17 protein-coding genes, 2 tRNA genes and 1 rRNA gene are annotated in these 16,702 nt (G+C 34.7%); 3 read left to right on the top strand and 17 right to left on the bottom strand.

The genetic code is table 11. The features are described from left to right. Nucleotides 1-78 (top strand): 5S ribosomal RNA (gene rrf / locus ACIDC4_RS05090); the annotation flags it as partial. 124 nt (nt 79-202) lie between these two features. On the opposite strand, the gene ACIDC4_RS05085 is transcribed toward rrf, so the two are convergent. The 4 genes from ACIDC4_RS05085 to ACIDC4_RS05070 all read right to left on the bottom strand — a co-directional run bounded on the left by ACIDC4_RS05085 (nt 203) and on the right by ACIDC4_RS05070 (nt 3,704). Further along, nucleotides 203-1,156: an ISAon1 family transposase gene (locus ACIDC4_RS05085; protein WP_412042023.1), complete on the bottom strand. Its 954-nt coding sequence runs from the start codon at nt 1,154-1,156 to the stop codon at nt 203-205. A 10-nt stretch (nt 1,157-1,166) separates the two neighbouring features. Beyond that, nucleotides 1,167-1,532 (bottom strand): ISAon1 family transposase N-terminal region protein, encoded by a 366-nt coding sequence (locus ACIDC4_RS05080; protein WP_412042015.1) that lies wholly within the window; start codon nt 1,530-1,532, stop codon nt 1,167-1,169. 579 nt (nt 1,533-2,111) lie between these two features. After that, on the bottom strand, nt 2,112-3,131 hold the full coding sequence (locus ACIDC4_RS05075) for a proline-specific peptidase family protein (protein ID WP_412042014.1): 1,020 nt from the start codon (nt 3,129-3,131) through the stop codon (nt 2,112-2,114). A gap of 51 nt (nt 3,132-3,182) precedes the next feature. Beyond that, nucleotides 3,183-3,704 (bottom strand): GNAT family N-acetyltransferase, encoded by a 522-nt coding sequence (locus ACIDC4_RS05070; protein ID WP_412042013.1) that lies wholly within the window; start codon nt 3,702-3,704, stop codon nt 3,183-3,185. Nucleotides 3,705-3,841: 137 nt separating this feature from the next. On the opposite strand from ACIDC4_RS05070, the gene ACIDC4_RS05065 reads away from it, so the two are divergent. Together ACIDC4_RS05065 and ACIDC4_RS05060 are read left to right on the top strand one after the other, a co-directional pair. Further along, entirely contained in the window at nt 3,842-4,279 is a 438-nt protein-coding gene (locus tag ACIDC4_RS05065) for a PepSY-like domain-containing protein (protein ID WP_412042012.1), read from the top strand. 350 nt (nt 4,280-4,629) lie between these two features. After that, entirely contained in the window at nt 4,630-5,055 is a 426-nt protein-coding gene (locus ACIDC4_RS05060) for an SHOCT domain-containing protein (RefSeq protein WP_412042011.1), read from the top strand. A gap of 74 nt (nt 5,056-5,129) precedes the next feature. On the opposite strand, the gene ACIDC4_RS05055 is transcribed toward ACIDC4_RS05060, so the two are convergent. From ACIDC4_RS05055 to ACIDC4_RS04995, 13 genes are all read right to left on the bottom strand, one after another. After that, nucleotides 5,130-5,217 (bottom strand) — tRNA-Ser (locus ACIDC4_RS05055). A gap of 143 nt (nt 5,218-5,360) precedes the next feature. After that, nucleotides 5,361-5,448 (bottom strand) — tRNA-Ser (locus ACIDC4_RS05050). 140 nt (nt 5,449-5,588) lie between these two features. Next, nucleotides 5,589-5,987 carry an acyl-CoA thioesterase gene (locus ACIDC4_RS05045; protein WP_173970686.1) on the bottom strand — a complete coding sequence of 133 codons (399 nt, stop codon included), beginning with the start codon at nt 5,985-5,987 and terminating at the stop codon, nt 5,589-5,591. Between the two features lies 1 nt (nt 5,988). Beyond that, entirely contained in the window at nt 5,989-7,122 is a 1,134-nt protein-coding gene (ribB, locus tag ACIDC4_RS05040) for a 3,4-dihydroxy-2-butanone-4-phosphate synthase (RefSeq protein WP_230036138.1), read from the bottom strand. Between the two features lie 2 nt (nt 7,123-7,124). After that, complete coding sequence (locus tag ACIDC4_RS05035) at nt 7,125-8,579, bottom strand: LptF/LptG family permease (RefSeq protein WP_412042010.1); 1,455 nt, start codon at nt 8,577-8,579, stop codon at nt 7,125-7,127. Nucleotides 8,580-8,587: 8 nt separating this feature from the next. Then, on the bottom strand, nt 8,588-9,214 hold the full coding sequence (lolA1, locus tag ACIDC4_RS05030) for an outer membrane lipoprotein periplasmic chaperone LolA1 (RefSeq protein WP_483294815.1): 627 nt from the start codon (nt 9,212-9,214) through the stop codon (nt 8,588-8,590). A gap of 73 nt (nt 9,215-9,287) precedes the next feature. Further along, nucleotides 9,288-11,735: a DNA translocase FtsK gene (locus ACIDC4_RS05025; protein ID WP_078008436.1), complete on the bottom strand. Its 2,448-nt coding sequence runs from the start codon at nt 11,733-11,735 to the stop codon at nt 9,288-9,290. 18 nt (nt 11,736-11,753) lie between these two features. After that, a complete protein-coding gene (locus ACIDC4_RS05020; protein WP_230036145.1) occupies nt 11,754-12,128 on the bottom strand; it encodes a diacylglycerol kinase in 375 nt (124 codons plus the stop codon). 9 nt (nt 12,129-12,137) lie between these two features. Further along, on the bottom strand, nt 12,138-12,635 hold the full coding sequence (gene tpx / locus ACIDC4_RS05015) for a thiol peroxidase (protein WP_412042009.1): 498 nt from the start codon (nt 12,633-12,635) through the stop codon (nt 12,138-12,140). A 754-nt stretch (nt 12,636-13,389) separates the two neighbouring features. After that, nucleotides 13,390-13,647, bottom strand: coding sequence for a DUF6952 family protein (locus ACIDC4_RS05010; protein WP_017495510.1), 258 nt, complete (start codon nt 13,645-13,647; stop codon nt 13,390-13,392). A 109-nt stretch (nt 13,648-13,756) separates the two neighbouring features. Then, a complete protein-coding gene (locus ACIDC4_RS05005; RefSeq protein WP_041519142.1) occupies nt 13,757-14,065 on the bottom strand; it encodes a thioredoxin family protein in 309 nt (102 codons plus the stop codon). A gap of 247 nt (nt 14,066-14,312) precedes the next feature. Further along, the gene (locus tag ACIDC4_RS05000; protein WP_065450690.1) at nt 14,313-14,951 is read right to left on the bottom strand and encodes a peroxiredoxin; all 639 of its coding nucleotides are present in this window, start codon (nt 14,949-14,951) and stop codon (nt 14,313-14,315) included. Between the two features lie 136 nt (nt 14,952-15,087). After that, on the bottom strand, nt 15,088-16,701 hold the full coding sequence (locus tag ACIDC4_RS04995) for a glycoside hydrolase family 3 protein (protein WP_412042008.1): 1,614 nt from the start codon (nt 16,699-16,701) through the stop codon (nt 15,088-15,090). Nucleotide 16,702: the final 1 nt, after the last annotated feature.

Raw genomic sequence — 16,702 nt, 5'->3', positions numbered from 1 at the left:
CCCATCCCGAACAGAGTAGTTAAGCCCGCCTGCGCAGATGGTACTGCAGTTATGTGGGAGAGTATGTCGTCGCCTTTCTTTTGAAAACCCTGTTTCTAATGAAACGGGGTTTTTTGTTTGGGATTAGTTCCTAGTTTGGTTTAACCGCAAGGAACGCAAGGGTTTTTTGGGATCAAGACGAAAACCTGTGGAGCAGCAAAAATTAAGCATAAATATTGGTTAGTCTAAAGAGGAAGAATTCTACATTTCTAACACCTCTGAATTGGGATCTAAAAGCTTTTATTTTAGCATTGAAAGATTCTGCAGACGCATTAGTACTTCTGTTGTCAAAATAATTCAATATCGTTTGATAGTGATTTATAATTGTTCGGGATATTGTACTGAAAGACTTAAACCCAGATTGATTTACTTTTTCGTGCCATTTGGCTAGTTTGGCAAAGCCTATGATTTTATCTTTTGTATTCTCAAAGATTCCACGAAGCTCTTGAGTTAGATTGTATCCTTTTTGAATATCAGGATACAATTCAAATAATAACGTAGCACGTTCTAATTGGTTTTTAGTCCATTTCAACTTGGTTTTATATAAGAAGTATCGACTTCTGGCAAGTAACTGTTTAAGAGTGTCTCCGTTAGAGAGTATTTTGGGTTCAAAATTCACATTTGACTTCTTGGCTCTTTCCGTTGCTTCATTTTCCAGATCTATAGCTTGCCATCGGTATTTTATTCTGATTTCCTGCAGTGCTTCTGTCGCTAACTTTTGAACATGAAAGCGATCTGTGACGCGGGTTGCATTAGTAAAACATTTCTTTGCAATTAATCCCATATTACCGGCCATATCCAAAGTAATTTCTTTAACTAGATTTCGTTCTTTAAGCGGGATTTTTTCAATAACCGAAATAACTGCTTCCGCTTTAGTTCCTGCCACCATTGCTACTATAGTTCCTTTTCTGCCTTTGCCGGATTTGTTGGTTAAAATAGTATAGAGTTCACCATTCGAAAGAGAAGTTTCGTCTATTGATAAGCGTTTTCCAATATTTTTTGGAAAAAGAAGCCATTTTTTAGCATGCGATTTTTGATCCCAGGCTTTAAAATCACTTAAGAAATCTTTGTATTGACACTGTAGATTTCTACCTGAAACTCCGTAGAAACAGGCAATAGTATTACAATCATTTGGACTGGAATCTATTGATTTCTTTTAAAAAAGACGCAAACTCCTGGGTTACACGAGTTCCGTCTGCTACTAAATTCCAATCTCTAAAAACGATCTTTCCAGTATCTTCATTAAGCCATCTTCTGCGAGTGATATGAAGATAGACCTGATGTCCACGGATAGGAAAATCCTGAACCGTTATCTCTTCGAAGAATCCTTTTGAGCTTAATTTCGATTCTCTGTATTCTTTTGGGATCGAATTGATTTCTTTCAAGTACAAATGAAGGATCTCATCTCCCTTTTCATAAGAGGTAAGTTCAAAATAATCCACTATTATTTCTGGTAACAATAACTTGAGAAGCTCGATAAAAGAATCCTGCATTTCTATTTATTTTTAAAATACAAATATCTAGATTTTAATATTTCCCCACAACAATATGTCTTGATCCGTTTTTTGGATTTTTGTAGATTGCTAAGTTCGCAAAGCTGTGCAGTTATGGTATCAGGTGCAAAATTTAGGGATTAGGTAAAAAGATTAGACAATCTCAGTAAAAAGAAATCTTCTTAAAAGTTCTTGTTGATATTTTACAGATAGTCAAAGGTTTCAACCTTTGGAAAATGTATCGTGATGGTACGCTGTATCCCAATGGTTGAAACCATTGGCTATGTTTGCAAAAAGTTATAGATTACCTGAACAAAGGGAATACACGTAGTATTTTGGAATTGGGGATTTTATAAATTGGAATTTCTTCTGAAAAATTATATTTCTCTTTACTCAAAGGTGGCGTTAGGGATGGGAGTGGTATCCTTTTGCGAACACCAGACTTCTGGCGAAGCCAATACATAACCTCTTTCACAAAAGATTTAGCGGACAGCCCGGTCCGACGCGGCGGAGAAACGCACAAATTATTTGTATTGCTTACTTTAATCTAAATTTATATTATGATGGTTATATGAGAAATTAGATTTTTTCTGAATTAAAATCATTTATAAATTGAATTACACCACTCATAAAAACTTTTTGATCGTCCCACATAGCGAGATGACTTCCGTTTGGGCAGTATAAATAACGACCTTTTTGGACCAGTTTACTTTGTTCTTCCATTGCTTTTGGATCCATGGTGTCGTATTTGGCACCGATCATTAGGGTGGGAATGGTAATTTCGTGTAAACGGTTTTTAATATCCCACTTGGCTAAGCGACCACTGATGCCAAATTCGCTCGGACCTTGCATTATGGTATAAATTTCATTATTGATATGCTTACTGGCGCGGTTTAATCCGTCTGGCCATTCTTTTAAGCGACATAAATGCTGTTGATAATAATTCGGAATGAGTAATTCCATATAACGCGGATTACTAAAGTCTTTTTTGGCTTCAAGCGCTCTAATTTCTGCTAAAACTTCTGGTTTCATTTGTTTGGCTAATACTTCGTCAGCATATTTTCCATAATCAGGTGCGCTAGCCATCATGTTTGAAACCAATAACCCTTTCATATTTTGTTGGTATTTTAGTGCATATTCCATGGCAAGAATTCCGCCCCAGGAGTTGCCTAAAATGTAAAAATTATCTTTATTGGCTCCGATGGCTTTACGTACTTGCTCGACTTCTTCTACAAAACGTTCGGTTGTCCATAAACTGCTGTCTTTTGGCTGATCACTATAATAAGATCCCAGTTGATCATATTCATAAAATTCAAATCCTTCCCTTTGAAAGAAAGTTTCGAAACACTCCATATACTCGTGAGTCATTGCTGGACCTCCGTGTAATAAAAGTATTTTAATTTTAGGATTATTACCGAAGCGTTTTGTCCAGACTTTAAATTCTCCTACGGGAGTTTTTATTGGAATCATTTTCACGCCTGCCGATTCTACATCGTTACCTTCCTGATATGTGAAATAGCTGGAAAGTGCTATAGATTTGGTTTCGTTTTTACAGGAAACGATTAGAAAGGTGATAATCAGAATAGTTAGATAACGCATATGTTTTTTATTTAAGGTTATTTATAAAAATTTGATATTAAGTCTGAGTGGTTAATTATCTTCTCTTGAAGGAAACAAATACGCATATACATCAAAGTCAGCATTATTAAAATGGAAGTTACTTACTTTATGTATTCCCATTTTTTCATGTGCTTTTATGGATGCGAGATTATCACTTTTAATAAATAAAATTCCTTCCCGGTTAGGCTCTAATTTTAAGATTTTCTGAAACATAAGTTGCGCCAATCCCTTACCGCGTTGATTTTGGCTCACGCAAATTGGTCCGTAAACATAGGAATCTGGAGAACCTGTATACGATGCTGACATGGCATCAACAATGGGAACTTTACGATTATTGTTTACGGTTTGTGATGTTGTCAATAAAAAACCGACAATTTCATTGTTAATAACGGCTATTATTTGAGGCATATCAGTCATCATTTCCTGAATTTGATGTGCTGTTAATCCTCCGGATAATGTCCCGCCCTGAGAAGTTTGATTGGCGGTTTGTGGTTTTATTATTCCATCTAAATCATTAATGGTAGCTACTTTTATTGTAATAGAATTTGTCATAACTTTTTTAATTGTAATGAGTTACAATATAAGAAATCTTATTTTTGAAATAATAAAGGTTTCTTAAATTGATTTGAATGTATTTTTGCTTGTTGTAAATTAGTGAGAGAAAATTACAAATTTTAAATACTAATATCATGAAAAAGATAATCATAATTGCCTTACTAGTGCTTGGTGTTACATTATCGGCTAATGCACAGAAGAAGATTGAAATTACTGAATTACCAAAACCTGCGCAGGAGTTTTTGAAGAAATACTTTAGCAATAGCGCAATAGATGTTGTGAAAAAAGATGCTGAACATGGTGAAAAAGGATATGAAGTGAAGCTAAAGGACGGAACAGAAATAGAGTTTTGGAAAGATGGTTCGTATCGTGAAGTTGATGGAGGTAAAAAACCAATTCCAACTGGATTTATTCCTTTATCTGTAAAAGATTATGTAGCAAAAAATCATCCAAATGAAAAAATAACTCATATCGATTATGGGCACAAGGATCTTGACGTCGATTTAACAAACAATATCGATTTGGAATTTACCAAAGAGGGTAAAATTTTAAAAGATAAAAAGGATAAATGATAAGGTTAATCTGTCTTGTTTAAATATCTTGTTAATCAGTCGTTTAGTTTTTTATTATCTTTATTTATTAGTGAGTATGACTTGTTTGGGAAATTTTTTAGTTACTATGATAAAACTTTAGTTTGTTTCTGTTGTTAAAAGCAATGTTTAGTTTAATGATATTTAAGACTTTGAATATGGTAGAATGAGATAAAATTAATGTAGCAATAAAAAAGCACTGGGTTGTATATGTAAAACCGGTAATAATATTCATTTTGGCCCTGTTTTTTATTTATATCTCATTTGGAATTAAAACAAGGTGGTTCTCGATTGTTGTTCTGATTTTTGGGGTTATAATTGCAGTTAAAAAGATGTTAAAGCTAGTGTATCTTTCTAGTGTTACCTGGATTTTTAATGGTAATGAACTTTGGGTTGTTAGAGGAATTTTTCCTTGGAATAAGACACAAATACAAATTCCAATATTTGATTTGTATGATTCTATTGTTTACAGTAATTTTTTAGGACATTATTTGAACTTCGGACATATAAGGATCAGGAGAACAGAAGGTGTAACTTCCCAAATACAGGAAACTTATCTTGCTAAGGCGGTAATTTTTTCGGAGACATTGAATTTATACATTCAGGAATACAAAAAAAACCGAAATCTTATAAATGTAAATCAAATACAAAAAAGTGATTTAGGAATCGAATTACAACGGTTGGTTGATCTAAGAGATAGAGGAGCTATTACTGGCGAGGAATTCGAGAAATTGAAAAAACGCCTGATCGACCTTTAGGTTATGTATTTTTTTAAATACAAATAAGAGTAAAAAAAGAAAAACCCTTAACGATTGTTAAGGGTTTTAAATACTGGCGGAGAAAGAGGGATTCGAACCCCCGGACCTGTTACAGTCAACAGTTTTCAAGACTGCCGCATTCGACCGCTCTGCCATTTCTCCAGTATGTTGCGATTATCTGCTGATTGCGAGTGCAAATATAAGTGGTTTTTTCGATTGTAAAAAATTTTTCAGAACTATTTACAAAGAAAATAATATATAATAAAAAAAGAAAACCCTTAACGATTGTTAAGGGTTTTAAATACTGGCGGAGAAAGAGGGATTCGAACCCCCGGACCTGTTACAGTCAACAGTTTTCAAGACTGCCGCATTCGACCGCTCTGCCATTTCTCCAGTATGTCGCGATCATTTGCTGATTGCGAGTGCAAATATAGTGCGCTTTTCCGATTATAAAAACTTTTTTAGTGCTTTTTTTTACTTAATTTTTAAGTGTCTAATTATCAGTATTTCTGTAAAAAAGATTTTCGAAAAAATTAGTCTAAGTCGTCTAAAATTGGAGTTGGTTTTTTGTTTTCATCTACTGCAACAAACGAAAAAGTTCCTGAAACTACCGTTTCGCGAAGTTCTGAATACATTTGTTCCATGAAAATATCAACGTGAATTTTGCAGCTGGTTCTTCCTACGCTATCCACTTTTGCCACTAACTCGATTAAAGTTCCTGCCGGAATTGCTTTTTTAAAGTCAATTTGGCCTGTAGATATCGTAACTACTTTTTTACGGCTAAAACGCGTGGCACAGATAAAAGCTACTTCGTCCATAAGATGAAGTGCAGTTCCTCCAAATAACGTGTCATAATGGTTCGTTGTACTCGGGAAAACCGCTTTGAATATATGCGTCTCAGATTTCTTAATTCTTTCTTCTAATGTCCCCATATTAGTAGCTTACGTATTCTGTGATCTCAAGACCATATCCAATCATTCCTACTCGTTTTGTTTGCTCTGTGTTTGATACCAGCCTAATTTTAGAAATATCAATATCATGCAGAATCTGAGCTCCAATCCCGTAATCTTTGCTGTCAATGACTACTTTTGGTGCTTTCATCGTTCCTTCTGCCTGTAAAGCCTTAAGTTCAGAGATACGACTTAATAAGTTTACTGCCTGCATATCCTGATTAATAAAGATTACAGCTCCTTTTCCGTTTTCATTAATAACTTTAAACATACCGTCTAGTTGTTGTTCAGCATTGTTTGTTAAAGTTCCTAATAAATCATTATTTACCTGCGAAGAGTGAATTCTGGTTAAGATAGGTTCTCCAAGATTCCAGGTTCCTTTTGTTAAAGCAATATGAATTTGTTTATTTGTTGTTTGTTCGTAAGCTCTTAGTCTAAAAGTTCCAAAACGGGTTTCGATATCAAAATCTTCTTTTTTAACGATAAGGCTATCGTGTTGCATTCTGTAGGCAACTAAATCCTCAATCGAAACTAATTTTAAATCAAATTTCTTAGCCACTTTTACCAATTCAGGCAAGCGCGACATCGTTCCGTCTTCATTTAGAATTTCGCAAATTACACCAGCAGATTTAAATCCGGCCAATCTTGCAAAATCAATAGCAGCTTCTGTGTGACCAGTTCTTCTTAATACACCACCTTGTTTTGCTACCAAAGGAAAAATGTGTCCGGGTCTTGCTAATTCGTGAGGTTTTACATTTGCATCTGTTAATGCCAAAACTGTTTTAGATCTGTCAGCAGCAGAAATTCCTGTTGTTACTCCATGTCCTTTTAAATCTACCGAAACCGTAAAGGCAGTTTCCATATGATCTGTATTATTGGTAACCATTGGTCTTAAATCCAATTCCTTACAACGGCTTTCAGTTAAAGGAGCACAGATTAATCCACGTCCGTGAGTAGCCATAAAATTGATCATTTCCGGTGTTACTTTTTCGGCTGCAGCCAAAAAATCACCTTCGTTTTCACGATCTTCATCATCGACTACAATGATTACTTTACCTTGACGAATATCTTCTATAGCTTCTTCAATGGTATTCAGTTGTATTTTTGTTGTTGACATAATTATTTTTGATTTTGAGCAGGAAAAAACCGCTCGGAAATTTTTTGAAATAGTTGTGAAATTGGAGTTGTAATCGCATCAAAGTTGATTAATCCGTTGTCGTTTGTAGCACGATACGTCAATAATATGGCCAATGGCGATAGTACAAAAGAAGACATCCATGACCCCATAAACGGAGACATTCCGCCTTCCTGCGAGAGTCTTTTTCCAAAAGTATTGATAAAGTGGAAAGTAATAAAAATTAAAACGGCGAATACTATAGGTAAACCAAGTCCGCCTTTTCGGATAATAGCGCCTAATGGAGCCCCAATAAAAAACATTAAAAAGCACGCAAAAGCAATTACAAACTTCTCGTATAAAGCCGTTAAGTGTTTGTTGATGTCGCGTTGTTTGTCTTTTAGATCTTTTTGGGTAGTTTCGATCGAGTAGATGTTACTGGTCACGTTACTGCCGGCCATTTTCAGGACATCTGATTTTTGTTTAGTGGTATATAAAGACAAAAGATCGTTAGGTAATGGCTTTTTCTTTTTATCGGCCTTAATGGCAATTGGAGCTTTTCGAATACCAACGCGCTGGTTGATATTCTCTGAGAAAGAAAGAATCTCATTGTCCAGATTCTTATTCAAAGAATCCAGAGTATAGCGTAATTCGTTTACGTTAAGCATTGCGTTTGTGCTACCAACACTTTCTTTGTCTTCGTCGACTTTATTTAGTTCAGATAAGTCAATATTGATGACCTGCTTTTTAAAAGCTGCTTTTACAAAAGGTAATTTAGCACGATCTTCATATTTTGTAGGCGTAACATCCTGATAGTAATAGCCGTCATTCAAAACCAGTTTCAAGATACTGGACTTTTCGTTACTTATTAGTTTACCGTCTTTTGCCTTAATAACGGTTTTGTTTTCACCAACGTTATTAGGTTTTTCATGAATAGTAACACCGGTTAAAATATTTCCGTTTTCACCTGATTTTTTATTCACTTTTATATTATAAAAACCAACATCGCTAAACTGGCCTTCGGCAATAGCCATTGCGGGCTTAGCTTGGGCGATATTTTTTCGGAAATTCATAAATTTATATTCCGCAAAAGGAATCACATTGTTGGCAAACCAAAAAGCAACAATACTTAAAACAAAAATAAAGATAATTAAACTTCTCATCGCTCTCTGAAGCGATATCCCGGAAGATTTCATAGCAGCAAACTCATAGTTCTCGGCTAAATTTCCAAAAGTCATAATCGAAGCCAATAAAACCGATAGTGGTAAAACCAGCGGAATGATTCGCGGCATCGAGAACAACAGGAATTTTACAACCAAAATCAAATCCAGATCTTTACCTGCAAGTTCAGATATAAAGAGCCAGACGGTTTGAAGTATGAATATAAAAAAAAGGATTACAAATACCGTAGTAAATGTAATCAGGAATGTTTTTAGTAAGTATTTGTCTAAAATTTTCAACCTTGTAATTAATCTAATTTATTGATGTAGTATTTTGGATATTTGCTCGCTACAAATGTAAATTGATTTTTTGATAAAGGCTGATTGGTTTTAAAAGAATTAACGGTTAAAGTGGTTTTTGTTCCATTTTTACCAGTTTCGATTAAATTGTAGATGTGTTTAGTCTGAACATCAATACCTAAAAGGATTTCTTTTCTTTGATCTTTTGCACTTGTAGGCGCTAATTTAATGTATTGAATTTTTCTTCCTTTTACATTTTGTACAATATCCATATTGTATTTGTATCCGGAATTAAAAAACGTAAGCATTTTTGAAGGCGTAATGGCAGCATCGTCTTTTTCGTTTACTTTAGAAACCGTAACTTCTTCGTCTTCAGGAACAATTGTGTATGTTTTTTGACCGTCAAATATTTTGGTAACACCCATAAAGTTCAATACATATTGATTGCCTTTCATGGTTACGTTTCCTTTGCTGTCCTGGTTGATGTTTTCTTTGGCGTTATTCAAAGAATATTTAAAATCAATAACAATATTGTCGTAACTCTTTATTTTGGCAGTTACTTCGTTCAATAAATCTTTGGCCTTTTTATCCTGAGCCTGAATAGAAGTGAAGCTCAAAAGCAATATAACTGCCATTTGAAAGCACTTTTTAGTCATCTTAGTAATAGAATTGTTTTGGATTTCCTGAATTTTTGTTTTCATGATTGGATTAATTTTGTTCATTATTAAAAAATTGATCAAGAGCACTTAAGTCAGATATGTTCACACTTCTTGCTTTACTGCCTTCAAACGGTCCAACAATTCCTGCTGCTTCCAGCTGATCGATCAAACGACCGGCCCTGTTGTAACCTAATTTTAATTTTCTTTGCAATAATGAAGCTGAACCTTGTTGCGCATTGACAATAATCTCAGCAGCTTCTCTAAATAAGGTGTCTCTTTCGGAAATATCCATATCAAGATTAATGCCAGTTTCTTCTCCAACAAACTCCGGAAGCAAATAAGCTGTAGCATAAGCTTTTTGCGAACCAATAAAATCCGTAATTTTTTCTACTTCAGGAGTATCGATAAAGGCACATTGTACACGAACCACATCATTTCCGTTGGTATATAATAAATCTCCACGACCAATTAACTGATCGGCTCCTTGTGTGTCAAGAATCGTTCTCGAGTCAATTTTTGATGTTACCCTAAAAGCAATTCTCGCAGGGAAATTCGCTTTAATCAAACCTGTAATAACGTTTACAGACGGTCTTTGTGTAGCAATAATCAAGTGAATACCAATAGCACGCGCTAACTGTGCCAAACGCGCAATCGGAATTTCGACTTCTTTACCGGCAGTCATAATCAAATCGGCGAACTCATCGACAACTAATATAATATAAGGTAAGAATCTGTGTCCGGCTTCAGGGTTTAGTTTTCTGGCTCTGAATTTTTCGTTGTATTCTTTAATATTACGCACCATTGCATCTTTCAGTAACGAATAACGATTATCCATTTCAACACAAAGCGAATTCAAAGTATTCACCACTTTTGCATTGTCGGTAATAATAGCGTCTTCAGTATCTGGAAGTTTGGCCAAATAATGTCTTTCAATTTTATTGAATAAGGTAAGCTCTACTTTTTTAGGATCGACCAAAACGAATTTTACTTCGGCAGGATGTTTTTTGTATAAAAGTGAAGTTAAAACAGCATTCAATCCAACGGATTTTCCTTGTCCTGTAGCTCCAGCCATCAATAAGTGAGGCATTTTGGCTAAATCAACAACAAATGTTTCGTTCGAAATTGTTTTTCCTAAAGCAATTGGTAATTCCATTTCAGCTTCCTGGAACTTCGCAGATCCAATAACGCTTTTCATAGAAACCATTGTTGGGTTCTTGTTCGGAACTTCGATACCAATTGTTCCTTTTCCTGGAATTGGCGCAATAATACGAATTCCTAATGCCGAAAGTGACAAAGCAATATCATCCTCTAAACTCTTAATTTTAGAGATTCTGATTCCAGCTTCCGGTACAATTTCGTATAAAGTTACTGATGGACCAACGGTTGCTTTAATCTGAGCAATTTCTATTTTGTAGTTACGAAGCGTGTCTACAATTTTGTTTTTATTTTCTTCTAATTCTTCCTGGTTTATCGTAATTCCGCCCGTAGAATATTCTTTTAATAAATCGATGGTTGGAAATTTATAATTCGATAGATCTAAAGTCGGATCGAATAATCCAAAATCAGCCACAAGGCGGGAAGCCAGGTTTTCTTCGATAATATCTTCTTCTTCCGGTTTTTCAACAACAAATTCTTCTGTGTGAACCACAGGCGCAACTGTTGCTGGTTTTATATCCATTTGAAGTGGTTTTACAACCGGATTCAAATCAATTTCTGATGAATGATTTATGGTAGGTTTTAAGGCTTCTTTGTTGATTTCGAACTGAGTATCTTCTGTTTTTAAATGAATGTTATCTAATTCAGGATCTTCCTCAATTGCAAATTCTTCAAGATTATAAGCGCTTTCTGCCTGTTGTGGTTTTAGGGAGCCCAGTTCTGATTTGAATTCTTTTTTAGTAGAATCAAAGTAAGACTGGATTTTCTCCGGAGATAATTTAATTTTAAAAATAAGGTAAATGATTAACCCAAAAAGCAAGGTCAGTAAAGTACCTGTTTTGCCAATGTAATCCTGAAGGAATAAATTCAGCTCATACCCAATTGTTCCGCCTAATTCAGGTGCCGACGTGGCGAAAAATCCAAATAAAACCGAAACAACAATGATGGCAAATAAATCCCAGAACCAAATACTTTTGAGTCTTTTGGTAGACATTTCTAATGCCAGAAATAATCCGGTTAAGAAAAATAAGCGAACCAATACAAAAGAAGCAAGTCCAAAACCTCTGTAAACAATCAAATCGGCCATATAAGCACCAAATTTTCCGAGCCAGTTTTGTACCACCTCAGAGCGATCGCCAAGCTCACTTACGGCGCTTTGATCTGTTTGCCATTGTCCGTTGACGTAAAAAGAGATAAATGCAACTAATAGTGCAATAGAAAATAGTACCAAAAGGCAACCCAAAACAAAACGTTGCTGTTTGTTCGGTCTCCAAGATTTTAAATTCTCAGTTTTTGGCGCGTTTTTTTTGTCTACTGTTTCTTTTTTTGTTGTTTTTGCCATTCTTGCGTTTCCTGTTGCCTAGATAAATTTTGGGATATAAATGATCAAACCGATTGCAATTGCTGTCATTGCGGCAAAAAATACCGCTCCTGCAGCAATATCTTTAATAAACCCGATTCGTTCATGATAATTAGGATGAATAAAGTCTGCAATTTTTTCGACTGCTGTATTCAATCCTTCAACACTTAAAACTAAACCTATGGCTAAGGTTTGACAAAGCCATTCGGTTTGAGAAATATGAAAATAGAATCCTGCAATGGTCATTAAAATTCCCAATGAGAATTGAACCATTATGCTGTGTTCTGTTTTAATCAATTTTACAGCTCCGTTAAATGCATATGTCATGCTTTTTAAACGGCCAGTAACAAAAGTATTATCTTTTTGAAATTCCATTTATAGGTATTATAGTGCTGCTAAAGCTGCTTCGTAATTTGGCTCATTTGCGATTTCAGCAACTTGTTCCGTATGAGTAATTTTTCCGTTTTCATCAACAACAATAATCGCTCTTGAATGTAAGCCTGCTAATGGTCCGTCAACAATTTCTAAACCGTTTGCTTTACCAAAAGCACCAGCTTGAAAATCAGATAAGTTTACTACATTTTCTAATCCTTCGGCTCCACAAAAACGTTTTTGAGCAAATGGTAAATCTCTTGAAATGCATAATACAGTTGTGTTTTCTAAACCGCTTGCGCTTTCGTTGAATTTTCTAACAGATGTTGCACAAGTTCCTGTATCAACACTTGGAAAAATGTTTAAAACTAATTTTTTTCCTGCGAAATTACTTAATGAAGCAACAGACAAATCGTTTTGTACTAATTTGAAATCAGCTAGTTGAGAACCAACTGTTGGTAATTCGCCTGAAGTATGTATCGGATTTCCTCCTAATGTTATTGAAGCCATGATGTTTGTTTAAATTAATGAGGTTCAAAAGTAAGGATTAATATTTGAATCTAAAAGTATTTGTTAGCTGTTGTCATGACAATTAAGCTAGTTATAAGATAACGAATAATTTGTGCGTTTATGTTATAAATGATGCTATTTTTCTTTGTATGAATATGGAACGCAGATAATACGGATTAAGCGGATTTTGGCGGTCATTTTTGTCATCCCGAGGAACGAGGGATCTCCGTTAGTAGCTCGACAATTTATGAAATACTTTGTGTTAGTTTCTTGCGGAGATCCCTCGTTCCTCGGGATGACATACTTTGTGGTTGCTTTTTTTGAAAAAACTATGGTTGAAGTCTTTCATCCTTAATTCTCTGTTCTTTTTTCCGCGAGAGGGATAGAAGCTAGCTACCGCAGTAGCGCGGATAGCCCGACAGCATCCCGATAAGAGGGTGAATAAGCGTAAAGTAAATTTGCCCTTTTATCGGGATGGTGGCTCGCCCAAATCATTTTAAATTTCAGATTGTAGATTTTAGATTTTAAGATTGATCCAGTTTGTCAGGCTGAGCGAAGTCGAAGCCCACGTTGCAATTGGCACGCCGTTCGACTTCGCTCAGGGTGACAAAGTAGAGGTAAACTGAAAACTGAAAACTGAGACTGAAAACTGCAAACTGCACCAGAAAACTACAAACAAAAAAAAACGCTCTCTTGGAATGAAAGCGTTTCTTACGTCATGTTTTTTTGTTTTTTCTCTGAAAAAGAGGTCGATTTATTTATCGATAGAACCTAAAACACGTTTCATAAACGCATTTAAAGCTTCTTTTTTATCGGTACCCTGAACTACCATTTTGTGTACTTCGAGCGCGCCATACATATTAGATATTAGTTCGCCAATTACATCCAATTCTTCATCTTTTAAAGACGGAATTTCAGTCATTGCTTCCAGAACTTCAATCGTTTCAATGATATAATCCTGATCGTTTTCTTCGATAAATTGGGTCAATTGCTTTATTACGGGTAATTTCATGTTTAGATTTCTTAGATTTTTAGACATTCGTAGACTCCTTAGACTTTTTTAAAATTTAAGACAACATCTAAGAAGTCTAAAAATCTAAGCCAGTCTAACTAATCTAAATTTAAGCAATTGCGTTTACCAAGTCGATTAAAACTTCTTGTTTGTTGGTTTGAGTTTCTCCAACTAATTTTCCGTTTACGAAAGTAGCGAATGTTGGCAGGTTGCTTACATTGGCTAATTTTCTTGATTCCGGAGAATTTTCTGCATCAACCAAAACAAAAGTGATAGCTTCATTTTCTGTTGCTAATTTTTTGAATTTTGGTTTCATAATACGGCAATTTCCACACCATGAAGCTGAATATTGTACTACTACTTTTTCGTTTTTAGCAACTAAATCTGCTAACGTATCTTCGTTTAAGTCGATTAACATATCTTTTAAATTTAAATTCCAAATTTTTTAAAATTCCAAATTCCAAAATCGGAGCTAAAATTTTTAAATTTGAGGGTTATTTTTTTAATGAAATTCCAAGTTTATAAATTTCAAATTCCAAATCGTATGATTGAAACTTAAAAAAATAAGGTTTGAAATGTGATTGGATTCTTGTGAGAGAAAAACTCCAAATCCTCAAATTGGGATTTGGGATTTGGAATTTTAAAAAAATGTGGTATTCTATTTCTTAGTTTGCGCTTAAGTATTCAGCTGTACTGATTCTGTCTGCGCTCATTGCTTCTTTTCCAGCTTCCCAGTTTGCAGGACAAACTTCTCCTTTTTCCTGAATATGAGTATAAGCATCAACCATACGTAAGTATTCGTTTACGTTACGACCTAATGGCATATCGTTTACACTTTCGTGGAAGATTTTTCCAGTTTCGTCGATAAGGTAAGTAGCTCTGTAAGTTACGTTTGAACCTTCGATGATTACTGAATCAGTTTCTTCGCTGTATTCTGTAGAGTCGATATCTAAAATTCCTAAAATGTTAGATAAGTTACGGTTTGTATCTGCCAAAATTGGGTAAGTTACACCTTCGATTCCACCATTGTTTTTTGGAGTGTTTAACCAAGCAAAGTGTACTTCGTTTGTATCGCAAGAAGCTCCAATTACGATTGTATTTCTTTTTTCAAATTCTGGTAATGCAGCTTGAAAGGCGTGTAATTCAGTTGGGCATACAAAAGTAAAATCTTTTGGGTACCAGAACAATAATACTTTTTTGTTGTTGTTTACTGCTTCTTCAAAGATGTTGATTTTTAAATTATCACCCATTTCTGAGATAGCATCTACTGCAATACTTGGGAATTTCTTTCCTACTAAAGACATATTTTTCGTTTTACGTTAAAAATTTATTTCTGATGCAAAAGTAGGGTATAACTACATGTTCTTACAATAAGAAGTGATTATAAATATTTATAGATTGATAGTATTTGACTATTGTGTGTTGTTTTGATTTTGTAACTTATTGTAAGTCAATATTTACAGGTAATTTTCCGTTGCATGTTAAATTTTCAAGAAATTGAATTCCTGCATTTTTTTGGAACTCATTAAAATCCTGATACACCTGAATTAATCCTGAAGCCTTTGTTAAATAAGGAATAATAGGCAATACATAAGGATTTCCGAAAACGTAAACGATGCATTTTTTAGTTTGCAATAAGTTCGAAAGCAATTCTAAAACTTCGTCGTCGATTTCGAAATTGTTCATTGGTTTTGCTTTTGGAACAAATAATGAAATAATAATAGTTTCGAAATTTTCTAAACTCGATGCAATTGTTTTAATATCTGAAACTTCTAAGTTTTCGAAAGCAAATTCCGGAGATTCTAATTTTGTATTTAAGGTTTGAAAGAAAGTATTCTCTATACCTTTATATAAACTCAGTTTTGCTAATTGACTGTTTTTTTGTGCTTCAAAAGCCAATTCAGTATTTGTGTTATCGATTATTTTTGTAATCGAATGTTGCGCAACTTCAAAATTTAAAGCTGATGTTTTTTCGAAATCTAATTCTCCTGAAGTAAAGTTGTTATCCAATAAAATTCCAACTTTTTCTTTGGCTTTCATGATTCTGTTAAAGCTTTCTTCGATACGTTCCGGTGATGCATTTTTAAGAATGGTTTCAATTCCTTCCGGAACATTTTCAGCAAAACATAAAACATCGTTTCCGGCGTTGAAGGCTTCCCATTCCAGTTCACCTTTTGTTTCATATAGTTTAGAAACGCTGTGCATGTTTAGCGCGTCAGAAATTACCAAACCATCATAACCTAATTGCTTGCGCAGAAGTGTTTCGATAATAGGTTTTGATAAAGTTGCCGATGTATTTTTTCCGTCATTCAAACTCGGAACGGCAAGATGGCCTATCATAATAGAATCAACATTATTTTCGATTCCTTTAATGAAAGGATATAATTCGTTTTCTAATAATTCTTCAAGCGTTTCGTTTAAAACCGGTAATCCCAAATGCGAATCGACATTAGTGTTTCCGTGTCCGGGAAAGTGTTTCAGGCAGCCCAGAACACCAACTTCTGACATTCCGTTAAGATATTCAATCGAAAAATCGGCGACTTTTTCTTTGTTTTCACCAAAAGAACGGTAACCAATAACGGGATTGTTCGGGTTATTATTAATGTCTGCCAAAGGCGATAAATTATAATGAATTCCGGCGGCTTTCAGGTCTAAACCAATTTGTTTGCCGACTTGGTAAACCAAACTCGATTTACTCTCAGGTAAAGCGCCAAGTGTAATCGCGTACGGATATTGAGGTGTCTTTTCGATGCGCATGGCTAAACCCCATTCGGCATCAATACTGATTAAAAGTGGAGTAGGTGCTGCTTTTTGATAACGAACAATCAGATCTTTTATTTTTTGATAACTATCATCATTAAAAACGATTTTTTTCTTGCTTTCGTAATTTGTTGCAGCACTTGCACGGCTGTGAAAAAAGGTGAGTCCGCCAATGTTATGTTCTTTTATTAATCGTTCAGTTTCCTGAATGTTTTCTTCGGTATCGTTTATAAAAACTGCGGGAAAAAAGAATTGTCCCACTTTTTGTCTTAATGCTTGAGCTGTCATTTTCATT

This window comes from Flavobacterium sp. C3NV, assembly GCF_046825355.2.
Lineage (GTDB): Bacteria > Bacteroidota > Bacteroidia > Flavobacteriales > Flavobacteriaceae > Flavobacterium.
This window is presented reverse-complemented; position numbering and strand designations above follow the sequence as displayed.